We start from the raw sequence: 17,786 nt of genomic DNA on the forward strand, positions 1-17,786 counted from the left end.
AGCATCACCGATTGGGAAGTGTTAACTAACGAGAATTGTTCGCGATTGTGGCAGAGGCGGGGAAGGTAAGCAATTGGCGCTGGTCGGGTGGAGTGTGGCGGCAGGCATGCAGTTCGACCGCGTTATCGTTCATCGCGGGCAAGCCACGCTCCCACAGGTGATCGAGTACCGCTGTGGGAGGGCGCTCGCTCGCGATGAGGCCTGAACAGTCACTGCATAGTTAGAAGGAAGGCGCGTGCTGCCGGCGCTTCCATTGACTTAAGCGCTGCTGTAAATTCAACGGGCTATGAATCTGCTGCTGCCGCGCCCGACTGAACAGAATCAGCGCCAACTCAGCCGTTGCCAGCGCATCGGCGCTGGCGTTATGTCGCTCAAACACTTCCAGCTTGAACCAGTCGATCCACTCATCCAGCCCGGCTTCGCGAATGTGCGCCTGAGGGCACAGCAGCGGGGCGATGTCGGCCACGTCCAGAAACGGATGGGCCAACTTGCAGCCCAAGTGGTCTTTCAGCGCGCGGCCCAGCATGTGCTGGTCGAACGGCGCGTGAAACGCCAACACCGGGCTGTCGCCGAGGAACTCCATGAAGTCGAGCAAGGCTTGCGCCGGGTCGCTGCCGGCCGCAATGGCGCTGGGGCCGAGACCATGAATCAGCACACTGGGTGCGAGCTTCATGTCGGCGCATTGCAGCGTGCGTTCGAACTGCTGGCTGAAGTCGATGGCACCGTCCTCGATCACCACGGCACCGATGGACAGCACCCGATCCTTGTTCAGGTTCAGCCCGGTGGTTTCCAGGTCGAGCACCACCCAACGCTGTTCACGCAGGCTGCATTCACCCAGCTCAGCCACTGCCGGCAAGCGTTTGAGTCGTTGCTGCAACGCTTCCGTCAACAGTGGGGTGGCCGGGCGCAACCATGAAAACAGGTTCATAGCTGATACCGCAGGGTCAGGCTGCTTTGCAGGCGTTGCGCCTGGCGCAGGGATTCGCGCAGGATCCGCCGGTCCAGATGATTGAGGCTGTCCGGATCGACCCGGTTGGAGTAGGGCAAGTTCTCCCGCGTTTGCAGCTGATGTTGTTGCATGCGGGTTTGCTGGATGAAGTGGTACGCCTCTTCATAGGCGGCGCCATCCAGCGGCTCAATGATTTCCTTGGCCACCAGTTGGCGAAATCGCTCCAGGGTATTGTTGGTCTCGATCCCGTTGGCCAATGCCAGCAACCGCGCACCGTCGACGAACGGTGTCAGCCCCTGCACCTTGAGGTCCAGCGTGGCTTTTTCACCGTTTTTGCGCGCCAGTACAAACTCACGGAAACGCCCCACGGGCGGACGATTGCGCAAGGCGTTCTCGGCAAGCATCCGCTGGAACAACCGGTTATCCCCAACCTGATCGAGGATTGCGCGACGCAGTTGCTCGCACCCTTGCTCGTCACCCCAGACCACGCGCAGGTCGAAATAAATGCTCGAACCCAGCAGGTTCTCCGGCGTCGCCTCACGGATAAACGCCGCGAACCGTCGCGCCCATTCGGCCCGCGACAAGCACAGCTCCGGATTGCCAGCCATGATGTTGCCCTTGCACAGCGTGAAGCCGCAGAGCGCCAGACTCTGGTTGATCTGCTGGGCAATCGGCAACAACTTGCCACGAATTTCGGCGGCATGCGCGGCGTCCCGGGCCTCAAACAAAATGCCGTTGTCCTGATCGGTGTGCAGCGTCTGCTCGCGCCGGCCTTCGCTGCCGAAGCACAACCAACTGAACGGCACACCGGGGTCGCCTTTATCGGCGAGGGTCAGTTCGATCACCCGGCACACAGTGTGGTCGTTGAGCAGGGTGATGATGTGGGTGATTTGCGTCGACGACGCGCCGTGAGCCAGCATGCGCTCGACCAGTTGGCCGATCTCGCCGCGCATCAGCACCAGGTTTTCGATGCGCTGGGCGCTGCGAATCGTTCGTGCCAGGTGCACCAGATCCACCCGTTGCAGGGAAAACAGGTCGCGTTCCGAGACTACGCCGCACAGGCGCTGATCTTTCACCAGGCAGACGTGGGCGATATGCCGCTCAGTCATGGCGATGGCTGCATCGAAAGCGCTGTGGTCCGGCGACAGGAAAAACGGTGCCGGGGTCATATGCTGCTCGATGGCTTCATTGAAGTCGTTGGTGCCGGCAGCCACCACGTGGCGCAGGTCGCGCAGGGTGAAGATCCCCAGCGGGGCTTTATGCTCATCGACCACGACGATGCTGCCGACCTGTTGCTCGTGCATCAGCGTCACCGCTTCACGCAACGGCGTCGCCGGGCTGCAGGTCACCGGGTGGCGCATGGCCAATTCGCCCAGGCGCGTATTCAGCGAGTACTGCGTGCCAAGGGTTTCGACGGCTTTTTGCTGGACTTGCTGGTTGACCTGATCCAGCAAGCTACTGACGCCTCGCAGAGCAAAGTCGCGAAAGGTGCTGGAAAGCGCGAACAGTTTGATAAACGCCAGCTTGTTCAATTGAAGGCAAAAGGTGTCTTCGGCGGCGAGGTGTTCAGTGCGGGTCGCACGTTCACCCAGCAGCGCAGCGAGGGGGAAGCACTCGCCGGTAGTGATTTCGAACGTGGTTTCGGTGCCACCCTTGGCCGTGTGCGGACGCTCACCGACAACGCGGCCCTGCTTGACGATGTAGAAATGCTCAACCGGGCCATCGGTGGGCTTGATGATGCTCTCGCCGGGGGCATAAAAACGCAGCTGACATTGTTCAACCAGGTACGCCAGGTGAGCGTGTTCCATTTGATTGAAGGGCGGGAAACGCTGAAGGAATTGCAATGTGCCCTGGATGTTCTGCAACACCGCGGTTTTCCCTGCCTGTGTGAAGGCGTCCGCTTTACTCATAACCATTACCGCAATCTTTTTTGAATTGTTGTTGTCGGATGACGCTGCCATCGTCCGCCCCTGCGTGCGGGGTGCCCATTGGACGTAAGTCTAGGTAGGCCATGCGGGTGTCGGAAGTTAGGAAATGTCTGACGCAAATGTGGGAAAAACCTCCTACATTGGCTATAGAAATTCTTTCCGACGAAGTGCACATTGATGGTCTGCTTAGCGGTGTCTGACGATTGAGCTAGGGGATTGAATTGAAAACGTAGAGAAACGCCATGTCCGACCAAGATATTTTGAGTGATGCCGAGCGCGAAGCGCTGAACGCCGTCATGCTCGAACCCGATTTGCCGCCGCAGCGGGTACTGATCGTCGACGACGATAAAGATGCGCGTGAGTTGTTGTCGCAGATTCTTGGACTGGACGGTATTCGCTGTGTCACCGCTGCCAGTGGTGAAAGCGCACTCAAGTTGCTGGTTGCGCAAGAGGAAGTGAAAAAGCCTTCAATCGGTCTGGTGATCACCGACTTGCGCATGGGCAATGTCGATGGCCTGGACCTTATCCGTCAGGTACGTGAGTCGGTTCGTGCGGCGTTGCCGATCATCATCGTCTCCGGCGATGCAGACGTAAAAGACGCCATCGCGGCGATGCATTTGAGCGTGGTGGATTTCCTGCTCAAGCCTATCGACACCGAGTTGTTGTTGGGACTGGTCAAGCGTGAATTGGGAATAGAGCCTTAAGTAATCCTCTCAGAATCACACATTCCCCCTGTAGGAGTGAGCCTGCTCGCGATGGCGGTGTGTCAGCAAAATTCATATCGACTGACACGCCCTCATCGCGAGCAGGCTCACTCCTACAAGGAATCGCATTCGCAAATAAAAAGGCCCTGATCGTTCGATCAGGGCCTTTTTTTGTCCGGCGTCAGCGACTAGTTACAGGCCATTGGCAGCCTTGAACTCCCGACGACGACGGTGCAGAACCGGCTCGGTGTAGCCGTTCGGCTGTTTGGTGCCTTCGATTACCAGTTCGACCGCCGCCTGGAAAGCGATGTTGCTGTCGAAGTTCGGTGCCAGCGGACGATACAGCGCGTCATTGGCGTTCTGACGGTCAACCACCGGCGCCATGCGCTTGAGGCTTTCCATCACCTGCGCTTCGGTAACGATGCCGTGACGCAGCCAGTTGGCGATGTGCTGGCTGGAGATCCGCAGCGTTGCACGGTCTTCCATCAGGCCGACGTCGTTGATGTCTGGCACTTTCGAGCAACCTACACCCTGGTCGATCCAGCGCACCACATAACCGAGAATGCCCTGGGCGTTGTTGTCCAGTTCGTTCTTGATCTGTTCTGCGGTCCACTGCGGATTCACCGCCAACGGGATGGTCAGGATATCGTCCACCGAAGCGCGCACACGTTTGGCCAGTTCAGCCTGACGGGCGAACACATCGACTTTGTGGTAGTGCAACGCGTGCAGCGCAGCAGCCGTCGGCGATGGAACCCAGGCCGTGTTCGCGCCGGCCAGCGGGTGAGCGATTTTCTGTTCGAGCATCGCCGCCATCAGATCGGGCATCGCCCACATGCCTTTACCGATCTGGGCACGACCTTGCAGGCCGGTGCTCAAACCGATATCGACGTTCCAGTTCTCGTAGGCGCCGATCCACTTCTCGGCCTTCATGTCGGCCTTGCGCACCATCGGGCCGGCTTCCATGGAGGTGTGGATTTCATCGCCCGTGCGGTCGAGGAAACCGGTGTTGATGAACACCACGCGCTCGCTGGCGGCCTTGATGCAGGCCTTGAGGTTGACCGTGGTACGACGCTCCTCGTCCATGATCCCGACTTTCAGTGTGTTGCGCGGCAGACCGAGGACGTCTTCGATGCGACCGAACAGCTCGTTGGTGAACGCGGCTTCTTCCGGGCCGTGCATTTTCGGCTTCACGATGTAGACCGAGCCGGTGCGGCTGTTCTTGCGCGAGCTGTTGCCGTTGAGGCTGTGGATCGCGGCAAGGCTGGTCACCAGACCGTCGAGAATGCCTTCCGGCACTTCGTTGCCGTCTTTGTCGACGATGGCGTCGATGGTCATCAGGTGACCGACGTTACGCACGAACAACAGCGAACGACCGTGCAGGCTCAGTTCCTGGCCATCGACACCGGTGTAGGTGCGGTCGGCGTTCATGGTGCGGGTAAACGTCTGACCGCCCTTGGAGACTTCTTCCGACAAGTCGCCCTTCATCAGGCCGAGCCAGTTGCGGTAGATCACCACTTTGTCATCGGCATCGACGGCGGCGACGGAGTCTTCGCAGTCCATGATGGTGGTCAGTGCGGCTTCCATCAGGATGTCTTTGACGCCGGCAGCATCGGTCTGGCCGACCGGGGTGCTGGCATCGATCTGGATTTCGAAGTGCAGGCCGTTGTGCTTCAGCAGGATCGCGGTCGGCGCGCTGGCGTCGCCGTGGAAGCCGATCAGTTGAGCGTCGTTGCGCAGGCCGGTGTTGCTGCCGCCTTTAAGGGCGACCACCAGTTTGCCGTCAACGATTTTGTAGCCGGTGGAATCGACGTGGGAACCTGCGGCCAAAGGCGCGGCTTCGTCGAGGAAGGCACGGGCGAAGGCAATCACCTTGTCGCCGCGAACCTTGTTGTAGCCCTTGCCTTTCTCCGCGCCGTCAGCTTCGCTGATGGCGTCGGTGCCGTACAGCGCGTCGTACAGCGAACCCCAGCGGGCATTTGAGGCATTGAGCGCGAAACGGGCATTCATCACCGGAACCACAAGTTGTGGACCGGCCATGCGGGCGATTTCGTCATCGACGTTTTGCGTCGTTGCCTGGAAATCGGCCGCTTCTGGCAGCAGATAACCGATGTCTTGCAGGAAGGCTTTATAAGCCACGGCGTCGTGTGGCTGACCGGCACGGGATTGGTGCCAGCCATCGATACGAGCCTGGAAATCATCGCGTTTGGCGAGTAGGGCTTTGTTCTTCGGCGCCAGGTCATGAATGACCTTGTCGGCACCGGCCCAGAACTTATCGGCGGTGAGGCCGGTACCGGGAATGGCTTCGTTGTTCACGAAGTCGAACAGGACTTTGGCGACCTGCAGGCCACCGACTTGAACGTGTTCAGTCATTGCTTGCCTCACTCTGCTCAGCTATTTCGCTTTTCAGCTCTTCAATTTTGACAATGAAGCCTCAGGCCATTTAAACCACAAACCCGTTCGCCAGTACATGCCCTTGCGGGCGGCTGGGTTCGGTCCGATCAACGGCTTGGAGGCCTTGCTGACAGGGCTTTTCAGGGTTGCGAGTGTGCCGGTGGCAGACATCGATCCAACGTTATGTAGTGCGCGCTGCGGCATACTACATGATGAATTGCGCTTGTGAAAATTAGACTAATTACGTCGTTCTGCGACCCCATGACGCATTGCAGTCATGCCGGGGAACGGGATGTTCTCAAAAAACCATTGGATTGTTCCAGTTAAATATAAAAACTTGTACACGATTTGTGTTTTGGCAGGGGCATTGGTGGTGTGCCGTTCGCGGGCAAGCCTCGCTCCTACAGGGTTTACGCAATCCCTTGTAGGAGCGAGGCTTGCCCGCGAAGGCGTCTGACCTGCCAGCGCAGAATCAGCCCTTGCCTATACTTCTCTTTCTATAACAAAAGAGGGCTGCGCCATGGACCACCTCGTACTCACCGTATTCGCACCGGACAAGCCAGGGCAGGTCGAGCGCATTGCCCAATGCATCGCCGAGCATGGCGGCAACTGGCTGGAAAGCCGCATGTCGCGCATGGCCGGGCAGTTCGCCGGGATTCTTCGGGTCGGCGTGCCGGCCGAAGCCTACGACGAGTTGGTCGATGCCCTACACGCGTTGTCCACCCATGGCATTCGGGTGTTGATCGCTGAAAGCGGCATCGAACAATCCTGCACCTGGAAGCCGATCGCGATGGAACTGGTGGGCAATGACCGGCCGGGGATTGTGCGCGACATCACGCGCTTGTTGAGTGAGCAGGGGGTGAACCTCGAGCGTCTGGTCACCGAAGTGCGCCCGGCGCCGATGAGCAGCGAGCCGTTGTTCCACGCCGAGGCGATCCTCGCGGTGCCGCTGACCTTATCCCTGGATGTGCTGCAAACGCGCCTGGAAACCCTGGCCGATGACTTGATGGTGGAATTGGTGCTGCGCAGCGATCCCTGAACAGCTGTCCCAAATTGGGTTATCCAAGTTAAACGTGCACCTGCCTGTGGATAACCTGTAGAGACTCGCCCCCAGGCCACGTCGGCCGGGCTTCTTCAGGATCTGATCAAAAAACCATCAGTTTCAACGAGTTGCGCACAAACGCCGGGGATCACGCTGTGGATAACCTTGGGAAGGATCGATGCAGGCCACGAGGGACGTGGCCTGTAGAGGTTTGTGTGTTTTTTGATCAGCTGCGACGGCGCAGACTTATCCACGCATCAACGCTGTACACCGCCAGGCCCGCCCAAATAAAGATGAACGCAACCAGTGTGCTGGACGACAGCTGTTCGTCAAACAGCAGAACGGCTTGCAACAGCACCAGCGTCGGCGCCAGGTACTGGAGGAATCCCAGAGTCGTGTAGGGAATATGCCTTGCTGCGGCGTTAAAACAGATCAGCGGTATCAGCGTAACCGGACCGGCGGCCACCAGCCACCAAGCCTCAGAGGTGGTCCAGAATTCAGGTTGCGCGCTGGCTGCTGTCGGATTGAACAGCAGCCACGCGACCGCAATCGGCACCAGCATCCAGGTTTCCACCACCAGACCGGGCAAGGCTTTGACCGGCGCCTGTTTGCGGATCAATCCGTAAAAACCAAATGTCAGCGCCAGCACCAGCGACACCCACGGCAGGCTGCCGACCTGCCACACCTGTTGCGCCACGCCGACCGCCGCCAGTCCCACAGCCACCCATTGCATGCGTCGCAGCCGCTCGCCGAGGATCAACATCCCCAGCAACACGTTCACCAGCGGGTTGATGTAGTAACCGAGGCTGGCCTCCAGCATCCGCCCGTTGTTTACCGACCACACGTAAGTCAGCCAGTTGGCCGCGATCAGCGTGCCGCTGAGGGCCAGGATCGCCAGGCGTTTCGGGTTTTCACGCAACTCGCGCCACCAGCCCGGATGTTTCCACACCATCAGCAGCAAGGCGCCGAACAGCGCGGACCAGAGCACGCGGTGGATGATGATCTCCACGGCGGGTACGCTGGCGATGGCTTTGAAATAGAGCGGGAAAAGTCCCCAGATGATGTAGGCGCTCAGGCCCAGAATGTACCCGCGACGCGGGTTGGCAGCTTGCATGCAGAATCCTTGCTTAGGCAGCTAACAAAGAAGGGATTGTAAGGAGATTTATCTACGAATGTCCTGCCTGAATAGGTTGGGCAATTGTGAACACAGTTCCTTTAGGAGTGAGCCTGCTCGCGATAGCGGTGTGTCAGCCACTGATGTGCTGAATGTTTCGCCACCATCGCGAGCAGGCTCACTCCCACAGGGTTTCTGTGTGGGTCAGAAGAGTTTGAGGGGTTCTTCATTGAGCGCTGCGAGTTGCTCACGTAACGCCAGCACTTGGTCACCCCAATACCGTTCGCTGCCGAACCACGGAAAGCTGTGCGGGAACGCCGGGTCATCCCAACGACGGGCGAGCCAGGCGCTGTAGTGCATCAGGCGCAAGGCTCGCAGCGGTTCGATCAACGCCAGTTCCCGCGGATCGAAATCGTGAAACTCGTTGTAGCCGTCCATCAATTCCGACAACTGGCCGAGGCATTCCTGGCGGTCACCGGCCAGCATCATCCAGATGTCCTGCACCGCCGGGCCCATGCGACAGTCGTCGAGGTCGACGATATGGAACATTTCGTCGCGGCACATCATGTTGCCGGGGTGGCAGTCGCCGTGCATGCGGATGTTCTGGTGCGGCGTGGCCTTGTAGACCTCTTCCACCCGCTTGAGCAGGTCGCGCGCCACGGACTCGTAGGCGGGCAGCAAACTCTTGGGGACGAAGTTGCCTTCGAGCAGGGTGGTCAGCGAGTCGTGACCGAAGTTCTGGACGCCCAGTGCTTCACGGTGAGCGAACGGTTTCGTGGCACCTACGGCGTGCAGGCGACCCAGCAACTGACCCAGGCGATACAGTTGGTCGAGATTGCCTGGCTCCGGCGCACGGCCACCACGGCGCGGGAACAGGGTGAAACGAAAGCCGTTGTGTTCGTGCAGACTGGCGCCGTTGTGGATCATCGGCGCGACCACGGGCACGTCGCATTCGGCGAGTTCGAAGGTGAACTGGTGCTCTTCCAGAATCGCTTCGTTGGTCCAGCGCTGAGGGCGGTAGAACTTGGCGATCAGCGGCTCGGAGTCTTCGATGCCGACTTGATAGACGCGGTTCTCGTAGCTGTTGAGCGCCAGAATGCGCGCGTCGCTGAGAAAGCCGATGCTTTCGACGGCATCGAGCACGAGGTCTGGGGTAAGGGTTGCAAACGGGTGGGCCATGCTGACTCCTGCGCGCAGCAGGCTGCCGCGTCCGGCCAAGCATGGTAGCGCAGACGGGGCTTCTTTAGGGGTTGGGCTTGAGGTAAGTGTTGTTCGCACCGACGCCTTCGCGGGCAAGCCCGCTCCCACATGGATTCTGGTTGTGCACACTATTTGTCGCACACAGGAGGTCACTGTGGGAGCGGGCTTGCCCGCGAAGAGGCCCAATCAGGCGCCGACGATCCCGCCATCCTCGCGGGAAATCGCCATCACCGAAGACCGCGGTTTGCCATTCGGCAGATGCTCAGGGAACGTCGATCCGCCGTTTTCCCCCGGATGCTGAATCCCGACAAACAAGGTCTTCTGGTCCGGCGAGAAGCTGATCCCCGTCACCTCGCAGCCCACTGGCCCGACCATGAATCTGCGGATCTCCCCCGTCACTGGGTCGGCACACAGCATCTGGTTGTTGCCCATCCCCGCGAAATCACCGGTATTGCTCGAATCACCATCGGTGAGAATCCACAGCCGCCCGGCTTTGTCGAAACCCAAGCCATCCGGGCTGTTGAACATGTTCTGCGGCGTGATGTTCGACGAACCGCCCTTTGGCGAGCCGGCGTGAACATCCGGGTTGCCGGCGACCACAAACAGGTCCCAGGCAAAGCTTTTCGCGGCGTGATCATCGCGGTCGGTGCGCCAGCGCAGGATCTGCCCGTAGACATTCTTCTCGCGCGGGTTTGGCCCGCCGACCGGTTGGCCATCCTCGCCGCGCTTGGCGTTGTTGGTCAGGGTGCAATAGACCTGGCCATCCTTGGGGCTGACCACGATCCATTCCGGGCGGTCCATGCGCGTGGCTTTCACCACGCTGGCGGCGAGGCGGGCGTGGATCAGCACTTCGGCCTGATCGGCAAAGCCGCTGCTGGCGTCGATGCCGTTTTTGCCGTGGGTCAGTTCGACCCACTCACCTTTGCCTTTCGGGTGATCGGCATTGCCGTCACCGGCGTCGAAGCGCGCCACGTACAAGGTGCCGTGGTCGAGCAGGTCGCGGTTGGCCTTGAGGTTTTTGTGGTTGATCTTGTCGCGGCTGACGAACTTGTAGATGAATTCGCCGCGCTCATCGTCACCCATGTACACCACGGCGTGGCCGTCATGGGTTTCTGCCAGTGCGGCGTTTTCATGTTTGAAGCGGCCCAGGGCCGTGCGCTTGACCGGGGTTGAGTGCGGATCGAACGGATCGATCTCCACCACCCAGCCGTGACGGTTGAGTTCGTTCGGGTTCTTCGCCAGGTCGAAACGCTCGTCGTGCTGGTGCCAGTTGATTTCTTTACTGGCCGCCACTGCGCCATAGCGTTTTTGTGCAGCGTCGAATTTTTGCTCGGCATGGCTGCTGCCGAAACAGTCGGTGAAGTTCTCTTCGCAAGTCAGGTACGTGCCCCACGGCGTCTTGCCGTTGGCGCAGTTCTGGAAAGTGCCGAGGACGTTCATGCCGTGTGGGTCGCTGCTGGTTTTCAGCAGTTCGTGGCCGGCGGCCGGGCCGCTCAGGCTGATCGGCGTGTTGCCGTGGATACGACGGTTGTAGCGCGAGCCCTGGACGAATTGCCATTGGCCGTTCTTGCGTTGCACTTCGATCACCGACACGCCTTCGCAGGCCAGCGCCTTGCGCACTTCCTCGGCCGACTGCGGCATGCCGCCATGCGCGTAGAGGTAGCGATAGTTGGTGTATTCGTTGTTGATCGCCATCAGCGCCCGGTCTTTTTCACCGGGAAACCCGAACAGGCTCATGCCGTCGTTGTTGTCACCGAACTGGGCTTCCTGATGCTCGGCCGTGCCGTTACCGCTCGGGTCGAAGGCTGGACCGTTCTTTTGCAGAGGCTGGCCCCAACTGATCAGTACCGAGGACTTGTAGCCGGCCGGCAAGGTAATGGTGTCGCTGGTGGCGGCGGGGATGCTGGCAAAACCCAGCAGCGTGCTGTTGCCGGCGCTGACACTCGCGGCCATGACGCTGCGGCTCAGCAGGTTGCCCCCGAGGAACATGGCGGCACCGCAAAGGGCGCCGGCGCTGATGAAACCGCGGCGGCTGAGGCCGACCATTTTTTCGAGGTCGGTGGACTGGTTTTCTTCTAATAGGCTCACATCAGGCTCCCTGCGGTTTTTGCAGCCACCTTAGTGAGCGGACATGACGCTTTTGTTTCAGAGCGGAGTGCCCAACAGGACGTTGGAGGGCGAAAACTGCACCAGCACCGGTTTGTCAGCGGTCAGCCGGTGGGTTCGCAAGTGCAGTGGCTCGGCCAAGGCGCACAGCGTCTGGCCATTGGGCAGGCTGATTCGCACTTCGCTGGGGCCGTCTTCGGCGTCGAGAATTTCTTCGATAATGCCGATGAGGCAATTGTTGCCGGGTGTTGCGTGGTGCTCGATCTCCAGCACGTCCAGCCAACCGGCCTTGATCAGGGCGACCACTTCGGTGCCGGTTTCCAGTTCCAGGCGCAGGGTGCTGTCGCGGGTGATCTGTGCATCAATATTCAACCCTTCGGCCAGTTCGAGGCGGATCCGGTCGTTGCGTCCCTGAGCTTCGATCTCGACAACCTTGCCGTGCAGTTGATTGCGCGCGCTGGTCCTGAGCATCAGGCGGCCAAGCAGGCCCAGGTCGCTGGCATCTTCGGCCGCCTCCAGCACTTGGGCCTGGAGGGCTTGCAGCTTTTGATACAGGCGTAATACGCGCAGGCCTTCGCTGGAGAGCTTGGCGCCACCGCCGCCCTTGCCGCCGACGCTACGTTCCACCAACGGCTTCTGCGCCAGGTTGTTCAGCTCGTCGATGGCGTCCCACGCCGCCTTGTAGCTCAGGCCGGCGCTTTTCGCGGCGCGGGTGATCGAGCCTTGTTCGGCGATGTGTTGCAGCAACGCAATGCGCTGCGGGCGACGGACAATGTGCTGGGACAACAACGTAGGCAAGGACATGGCGAGGCGCTTTGGCTGTGACGATTAAGAGGACGTTGGCCGCTTGGGCTGCGGGAGTCAAGTCAGGCCGCGTCACCTGGCTTGGGTGTGCGGGCCAGGCAGTAGACGTCAACCCGCGCAGCCCCTGCGTCCATCAGCAGCCGGGCGAGGGCTTGCGCTGTGGCGCCGGTGGTCAGCACGTCGTCAACCAATGCCAAGTGGCGGCCCTTGATCCGGGCGTCGAGTGTCAGGGCGAAGGCGTTGCGCAGGTTTTTTTTGCGTGCCTCGGCATTCAAATCCTGCTGCGCGCGGGTGTCTTGAATCCTCAGCAGCAGCGTTTCGTCGCAAGGAATGTCCAGGTCGGCGCCGAGCCAGCGGGCGAGCATCGCGGCTTGATTGAAACCCCGTTGGCGCAGTCGTTTGGCAGCCAGTGGCACCGGGACCAGCGCGTCGGGCCGATTCAGGTCTTCATCGAAGCGATGTTGCAGGTATTGCGCGAGAAGGTCGGCGAGCAGGCGGCCAAACGGCCACTTTGCCGAGTGCTTGAAGCGAGTGATCAGTGTGTCCAGCGGAAAGCTGTACGACCACGGCGCGGCGACTCGCTCGAAGGCGGGCGGATGTTTCAGGCACTGGCCGCAGGTCAAGCCCGTGCCGGGCAAGGGCAGGGCGCAGGTCTGGCAGTGATCGCCAAGCCAGGGCAACTCCGTTTCGCAAGCCATGCAGAGAGGGGTCTGCCCATCGGCCGTTTCTGCACAGAGCAAACATGGTTGGTTGTTATTTAACCAGATGTAAACCGGTCCTACGTATCGTGGTTGACAGCGCATGAGTCTTCCTTAAATATGCCGAACATCCGTGTCGCGGCTGTGGGTATTCCATTTCCCAGCCGCTTGCCAAGCATAAAACAAAGGAAACGCCCATGAGCGCCAGCACCTCTGCAACCCTGCGTCATGACTGGTCTTTGGCCGAAGTCAAAGCACTCTTCGTTCAGCCATTCAACGACCTGTTGTTCCAGGCACAGACGGTGCACCGCGCGCATTTCGACGCCAATCGCGTACAGGTTTCCACGCTGCTCTCGATCAAGACCGGCGCCTGCCCGGAAGACTGCAAATATTGCCCGCAGTCCGGTCACTACAACACCGGTCTCGAAAAAGAAAAGCTGATGGAAGTGCAAAAGGTCCTCGAAGAGGCCGCTCGCGCCAAGGCCATCGGTTCGACCCGTTTCTGCATGGGCGCGGCGTGGAAACACCCTTCGGCCAAAGACATGCCGTACGTGCTGGAAATGGTCAAAGGCGTGAAGGCCATGGGCCTGGAAACCTGCATGACCCTCGGCCGTCTCGATCAGGACCAGACCGTAGCACTGGCCGACGCCGGCCTCGACTACTACAACCACAACCTCGATACGTCGCCTGAGTTCTACGGCAGCATCATCACTACCCGCACCTACAGCGAGCGTCTGCAAACCCTGGCCTACGTGCGTGAATCGGGGATGAAGATCTGCTCTGGCGGTATTCTCGGCATGGGCGAGTCCCTCGATGACCGCGCCAACCTGCTGATCCAGCTGGCCAACCTGCCGGAGCATCCGGAGTCGGTACCCATCAACATGCTGGTGAAAGTTGCCGGAACACCGCTGGAAAATGCCGAAGACATCGACCCGTTCGACTTCATCCGCATGCTCGCCGTTGCGCGGATCCTGATGCCGCAATCCCACGTGCGCCTGTCTGCCGGCCGTGAAGCAATGAACGAGCAGATGCAGGCCCTGGCGTTCTTCGCTGGCGCGAACTCGATTTTCTATGGCGAAAAGCTGCTGACCACCGCCAATCCGCAGGCTGACAAGGACATGCAACTGTTCTCGCGCCTGGGGATCCTGCCGGAAGCTCGCGAAGAGCACGCGGACGAGGTGCATCAAGCCGCCATTGAACAGGCACTGGTTGAGCAGAAGAGCAGCGAGCAGTTCTATAACGCTGCTGTTTGACGCCTCCACCGATTCCGCTGAAGGAATGCAAGACACTGTGGGAGCGAGCTTGCTCGCGATGGCGCCAGGTCAATCGACATCAATGTTGAATGCGGCACCGCAATCGCGAGCAAGCTCGCTCCCACAGGGACCGCATTCATTGATTTATGTGATCTGACCGCCCGAGGCCTGCATGTCTTTCGATCTCGCCGCACGCCTTGCTGCCCGTCGTGCCGACAACCTCTACCGTCAGCGCCCATTGCTCGACAGCCCTCAAGGCCCGGAAGTGGTGGTCGATGGCCAGCCGTTGCTTGCATTCTGTAACAACGACTACCTGGGCCTGGCCAATCACCCGCAAGTGATCGAAGCCTGGCGTGCCGGCGCTGCTCGCTGGGGCGTGGGCGGCGGGGCGTCGCACTTGGTCATCGGCCACAGCACACCGCATCACGAGTTGGAAGAAGCCTTGGCCGATCTGACTGGTCGCCCGCGTGCGTTGTTGTTCACCACCGGTTACATGGCCAATCTCGGCGCCGTCACGGCGCTGGTCGGGCAGGGCGATACGGTGCTCGAAGACCGGCTCAATCATGCTTCGTTACTGGATGCCGGTTTGCTGTCGGGAGCGCGCTTCAACCGCTACCTGCACAACGACGCGGTCAGCCTGGGCAAACGTCTGGAGAAAGCCACCGGTAATACGCTGGTGGTCACCGATGGCGTGTTCAGCATGGACGGCGACATTGCCGACTTGCCAGCGCTGGCCCGCGAAGCCAAGGCCAAAGGTGCCTGGCTGATGGTGGACGACGCTCACGGGTTTGGCCCGCTGGGCGCCCATGGCGGCGGGATCGTCGAGCATTTCGGCCTGAGTCAGGAAGACGTGCCGGTGTTGGTCGGTACGCTGGGCAAGGCGTTCGGTACCGCCGGGGCTTTTGTCGCGGGCAGCGAAGAGTTGATCGAAAGCCTGATCCAGTTCGCCCGTCCTTACATCTACACCACCAGCCAACCGCCGGCGCTGGCCTGCGCGACGCTGAAAAGCCTCGAGCTGCTGCGCACCGAACACTGGCGACGCGAGCATCTGAAAACGTTGATCCGCCAGTTCCGCCAAGGCGCCAAGCAAATCGGCCTGGAACTGATGGACAGCTTCACGCCGATTCAACCGATCATGATCGGCGATGCCGGGCGTGCGGTTCGACTGTCGCAAATGTTGCGTGAGCGCGGCTTGATGGTGACGGCGATCCGTCCGCCCACCGTGCCGGCCGGCAGCGCTCGCCTGCGAGTAACCCTGACCGCCGGCCATAGCGAGGCCCAGGTGCAACTATTGTTAAATGGACTGGCCGATTGTTTTGCCCAACTGAAACCGGAGCCAAGCCATGCGTGATCGATTGATTCTGTTGCCCGGTTGGGGCCTCGGTATTTCGCCGCTGGAACCGTTGGCGGCGGCCTTGCAGGGGCTGGATGAACACCTGCGTGTCGAGATCGAGCCGCTGCCGGAACTGGAATCCAGCGATCTTGATGAATGGCTCGATGAACTCGATTCGACCGTGCCGCAGGATGCCTGGCTCGGCGGCTGGTCCTTGGGCGGCATGCTGGCAGCCGAGTTGGCGGCACGTCGCGGTGATCGTTGCTGTGGCTTGCTGACCCTGGCGAGCAATCCTTCGTTTGTCGCCCATGATCAATGGTCGAGCGCGATGCCTGGCGAGACGTTCGATGCGTTCCTCGCTGGCTGCAAAGCTGATCCGCGCATGACGTTGAAACGCTTTTCGTTGCTGTGCGCACAAGGCGCCGAGGATCCGCGCGGCCTGTCGCGGTTGTTGCTCGGTGGCGCGCCAAACGCTTCTGCATTGATATTGATGAGTGGTCTGGAAGTCCTCGCACAACTGGATACCCGTCAGGCGTTACAGGCGTTCCGCGGTCCGCAACTGCATGTGTTCGCCGGCCTCGACGGCCTGGTCCCCGCCGAAGCGGCCGGGGATTTGCTGGCACTGCTGCCGGATGTCGAAATCGGTCTGATTGAACAGGCCGGCCACGCGTTTCTTCTGGAAGACCCCCACGGTGTGGCGGGGGCGATTCAGGCCTTTTTGCATGAGTCCGGTGATGACTGATTTATCGCTTCACAACCTGTCCGGCGGTTTGCCCGACAAGCGCCAGGTGGCGGCTTCTTTTTCCCGTGCCGCGGCGAGTTATGACAGCGTGGCTGAATTGCAGCGTGATGTTGGCAGCCAGTTGTCGAGTCGCTTACCCGCGGATTTTGCCCCGGGGCGATGGCTGGACCTGGGCTGCGGCACCGGGTATTTCAGTCGTGCGCTGGGTGAGCGTTTTCCGGCCGGTCACGGCGTCGCGCTCGATATCGCCGAAGGCATGCTCAATCACGCCCGGCCGTTGGGGGGCGCTTCCCATTTCATCGTAGGTGATGCAGAGCGCTTGCCGCTGCAGGATTCGACCTGCGACCTGATCTTCTCCAGCCTTGCCGTGCAATGGTGCGCGGACTTCGGCTCGGTGTTGAGCGAAGCGCAGCGTGTGTTGAAGCCGGGCGGGATTTTCGCGTTTGCTAGTCTTTGTGTAGGGACGTTGTTTGAGCTGCGCGACAGTTGGCGCCAGGTCGATGGCATGGTCCACGTCAATCGGTTCCGCGAGTTGAGTGTTTATCAGCAACTGTGTGCGGCCAGCGGCTTGAAAACCGTCAGCCTGCAAACGCGTCCTCATGTATTGCATTACCCGGATGTGCGCAGCCTGACCCATGAACTCAAGGCATTGGGTGCCCACAACTTGAACCCTGGGCGGCCGGGTGGTTTGACTGGCCGGGCGCGGATCCTCGGTTTGATCGAGGCGTATGAGCAGTTTCGTCAGGCCGAAGGTTTGCCGGCGACTTACCAGGTGGTCTACGCCGTGTTGGAGAAACCGTTATGAGCGCAGCCTATTTCATCACCGGTACGGACACTGACGTCGGCAAGACTACCGTTGCCGCCGGATTACTGTATGCCGCGCGTTCAGCAGGCTTGAGTACGGCGGCTGGCAAGCCGGTCGCCTCCGGCTGCGACGTCACGCCCAAGGGATTGCGTAACGCCGATGCGCTGGCGCTGTTGGCCGAGTGCTCCTTGCCGTTGACGTATGCACAGGTCAACCCGGTGGCGTTCGAGCCGGCCATCGCGCCCCACCTGGCCGCGCGCGAAGCGGGTGTGGCGTTGACAGTGCAATCGCTGCTGACGCCCATGCGCGAGATTCTCGACATGCAGGCGGATTTCACCTTGATTGAAGGGGCGGGTGGCTGGCGTGTGCCGTTGGCGGATCAGGCCAATCTGTCTGATCTGGCGATGGCGCTGGGTTTGCCGGTCATTCTGGTGGTCGGTGTACGCCTGGGTTGCATCAATCATGCGCTGCTGACGGCCGAGGCGATTGCCCAGGATGGATTGCAGCTGGCGGGTTGGGTGGCCAATATCATTGACCCCAAAACCTCGCGGCTGGAGGAGAACCTCGCGACACTCGCCGAGCGTATTCCCGCGCCCTGCCTTGGGCGGGTGCCCAAACTCAAATCGGTCACCGCTGTATCGGTGGCGGAGTATCTACAACTGGATTTGCTGGACTAGGTTTTAACTATCACAAGGCACTGTGCCATTAGTGTTTTTG

General features: G+C 60.4%; 15 protein-coding genes. 7 read left to right on the forward strand and 8 right to left on the reverse strand.

What is annotated here, in order from left to right; genetic code table 11:
* Positions 1-220: 220 nt before the first annotated feature.
* The gene (locus tag NL116_RS03815; protein WP_494376080.1) at positions 221-928 is read right to left on the reverse strand and encodes a 3'-5' exonuclease; all 708 of its coding nucleotides are present in this window, start codon (positions 926-928) and stop codon (positions 221-223) included.
* Positions 925-2,865: a DUF294 nucleotidyltransferase-like domain-containing protein gene (locus NL116_RS03820; protein ID WP_494376081.1), complete on the reverse strand. Its 1,941-nt coding sequence runs from the start codon at positions 2,863-2,865 to the stop codon at positions 925-927. Before NL116_RS03820 ends, NL116_RS03815 begins: the two co-directional genes overlap by 4 nt.
* A gap of 254 nt (positions 2,866-3,119) precedes the next feature.
* Between NL116_RS03820 and NL116_RS03825 the strand changes: the two genes are divergently transcribed.
* Entirely contained in the window at positions 3,120-3,581 is a 462-nt protein-coding gene (locus tag NL116_RS03825; RefSeq protein WP_494376082.1) for a response regulator, read from the forward strand.
* 192 nt (positions 3,582-3,773) lie between these two features.
* On the opposite strand, the gene NL116_RS03830 is transcribed toward NL116_RS03825, so the two are convergent.
* Positions 3,774-5,951 (reverse strand): malate synthase G, encoded by a 2,178-nt coding sequence (locus NL116_RS03830; protein WP_494376083.1) that lies wholly within the window; start codon positions 5,949-5,951, stop codon positions 3,774-3,776.
* Between the two features lie 541 nt (positions 5,952-6,492).
* Here NL116_RS03830 and NL116_RS03835 point away from each other — a divergent pair.
* Complete coding sequence (locus NL116_RS03835) at positions 6,493-7,011, forward strand: glycine cleavage system transcriptional repressor (RefSeq protein ID WP_494376084.1); 519 nt, start codon at positions 6,493-6,495, stop codon at positions 7,009-7,011.
* A 229-nt stretch (positions 7,012-7,240) separates the two neighbouring features.
* Here the strand turns inward: NL116_RS03835 and rarD are convergent, their stop codons facing one another.
* The 5 genes from rarD to NL116_RS03860 form a co-directional block, all read right to left on the reverse strand.
* A complete protein-coding gene (gene rarD / locus NL116_RS03840) occupies positions 7,241-8,128 on the reverse strand; it encodes an EamA family transporter RarD (protein WP_494376085.1) in 888 nt (295 codons plus the stop codon).
* 204 nt (positions 8,129-8,332) lie between these two features.
* Positions 8,333-9,307 (reverse strand): serine/threonine protein kinase, encoded by a 975-nt coding sequence (locus NL116_RS03845; RefSeq protein ID WP_494376086.1) that lies wholly within the window; start codon positions 9,305-9,307, stop codon positions 8,333-8,335.
* A 207-nt stretch (positions 9,308-9,514) separates the two neighbouring features.
* The gene (locus tag NL116_RS03850; RefSeq protein WP_494376087.1) at positions 9,515-11,416 is read right to left on the reverse strand and encodes a PhoX family protein; all 1,902 of its coding nucleotides are present in this window, start codon (positions 11,414-11,416) and stop codon (positions 9,515-9,517) included.
* A gap of 57 nt (positions 11,417-11,473) precedes the next feature.
* A complete protein-coding gene (locus NL116_RS03855) occupies positions 11,474-12,238 on the reverse strand; it encodes a TOBE domain-containing protein (RefSeq protein WP_494376088.1) in 765 nt (254 codons plus the stop codon).
* Positions 12,239-12,300: 62 nt separating this feature from the next.
* Entirely contained in the window at positions 12,301-13,041 is a 741-nt protein-coding gene (locus tag NL116_RS03860) for a ComFC family protein (protein WP_494376089.1), read from the reverse strand.
* Between the two features lie 92 nt (positions 13,042-13,133).
* On the opposite strand from NL116_RS03860, the gene bioB reads away from it, so the two are divergent.
* The 5 genes from bioB (at position 13,134) to bioD (ending at position 17,746) form a co-directional block, all read left to right on the forward strand.
* Entirely contained in the window at positions 13,134-14,189 is a 1,056-nt protein-coding gene (gene bioB / locus NL116_RS03865; protein ID WP_010467114.1) for a biotin synthase BioB, read from the forward strand.
* A gap of 172 nt (positions 14,190-14,361) precedes the next feature.
* The gene (bioF, locus tag NL116_RS03870; RefSeq protein WP_494376090.1) at positions 14,362-15,540 is read left to right on the forward strand and encodes an 8-amino-7-oxononanoate synthase; all 1,179 of its coding nucleotides are present in this window, start codon (positions 14,362-14,364) and stop codon (positions 15,538-15,540) included.
* Positions 15,533-16,264, forward strand: a complete 732-nt coding sequence (locus NL116_RS03875) for an alpha/beta fold hydrolase (RefSeq protein WP_494376091.1) — start codon at positions 15,533-15,535, stop codon at positions 16,262-16,264. Before bioF ends, NL116_RS03875 begins: the two co-directional genes overlap by 8 nt.
* Positions 16,257-17,069 carry a malonyl-ACP O-methyltransferase BioC gene (gene bioC / locus NL116_RS03880; RefSeq protein WP_494376092.1) on the forward strand — a complete coding sequence of 271 codons (813 nt, stop codon included), beginning with the start codon at positions 16,257-16,259 and terminating at the stop codon, positions 17,067-17,069. Before NL116_RS03875 ends, bioC begins: the two co-directional genes overlap by 8 nt.
* Positions 17,066-17,746, forward strand: a complete 681-nt coding sequence (gene bioD / locus NL116_RS03885; RefSeq protein WP_494376093.1) for a dethiobiotin synthase — start codon at positions 17,066-17,068, stop codon at positions 17,744-17,746. Before bioC ends, bioD begins: the two co-directional genes overlap by 4 nt.
* Positions 17,747-17,786: the final 40 nt, after the last annotated feature.

It is taken from the genome of Pseudomonas sp. FBCC-B1667, from assembly GCF_059133255.1.

Bases quoted from the DNA above. Each gene is read 5' to 3' on its own strand.
- NL116_RS03815 (WP_494376080.1), bottom strand. From the start codon at position 928: ATGAACCTGTTTTCATGGTTGCGCCCGGCCACCCCACTGTTGACGGAA.
- NL116_RS03820 (WP_494376081.1), bottom strand. From the start codon at position 2,865: ATGGTTATGAGTAAAGCGGACGCCTTCACACAGGCAGGGAAAACCGCG.
- NL116_RS03825 (WP_494376082.1), top strand. From the start codon at position 3,120: ATGTCCGACCAAGATATTTTGAGTGATGCCGAGCGCGAAGCGCTGAAC.
- NL116_RS03830 (WP_494376083.1), bottom strand. From the start codon at position 5,951: ATGACTGAACACGTTCAAGTCGGTGGCCTGCAGGTCGCCAAAGTCCTG.
- NL116_RS03835 (WP_494376084.1), top strand. From the start codon at position 6,493: ATGGACCACCTCGTACTCACCGTATTCGCACCGGACAAGCCAGGGCAG.
- rarD (WP_494376085.1), bottom strand. From the start codon at position 8,128: ATGCAAGCTGCCAACCCGCGTCGCGGGTACATTCTGGGCCTGAGCGCC.
- NL116_RS03845 (WP_494376086.1), bottom strand. From the start codon at position 9,307: ATGGCCCACCCGTTTGCAACCCTTACCCCAGACCTCGTGCTCGATGCC.
- NL116_RS03855 (WP_494376088.1), bottom strand. From the start codon at position 12,238: ATGTCCTTGCCTACGTTGTTGTCCCAGCACATTGTCCGTCGCCCGCAG.
- NL116_RS03860 (WP_494376089.1), bottom strand. From the start codon at position 13,041: ATGCGCTGTCAACCACGATACGTAGGACCGGTTTACATCTGGTTAAAT.
- bioB (WP_010467114.1), top strand. From the start codon at position 13,134: ATGAGCGCCAGCACCTCTGCAACCCTGCGTCATGACTGGTCTTTGGCC.
- bioF (WP_494376090.1), top strand. From the start codon at position 14,362: ATGTCTTTCGATCTCGCCGCACGCCTTGCTGCCCGTCGTGCCGACAAC.
- NL116_RS03875 (WP_494376091.1), top strand. From the start codon at position 15,533: ATGCGTGATCGATTGATTCTGTTGCCCGGTTGGGGCCTCGGTATTTCG.
- bioC (WP_494376092.1), top strand. From the start codon at position 16,257: ATGACTGATTTATCGCTTCACAACCTGTCCGGCGGTTTGCCCGACAAG.
- bioD (WP_494376093.1), top strand. From the start codon at position 17,066: ATGAGCGCAGCCTATTTCATCACCGGTACGGACACTGACGTCGGCAAG.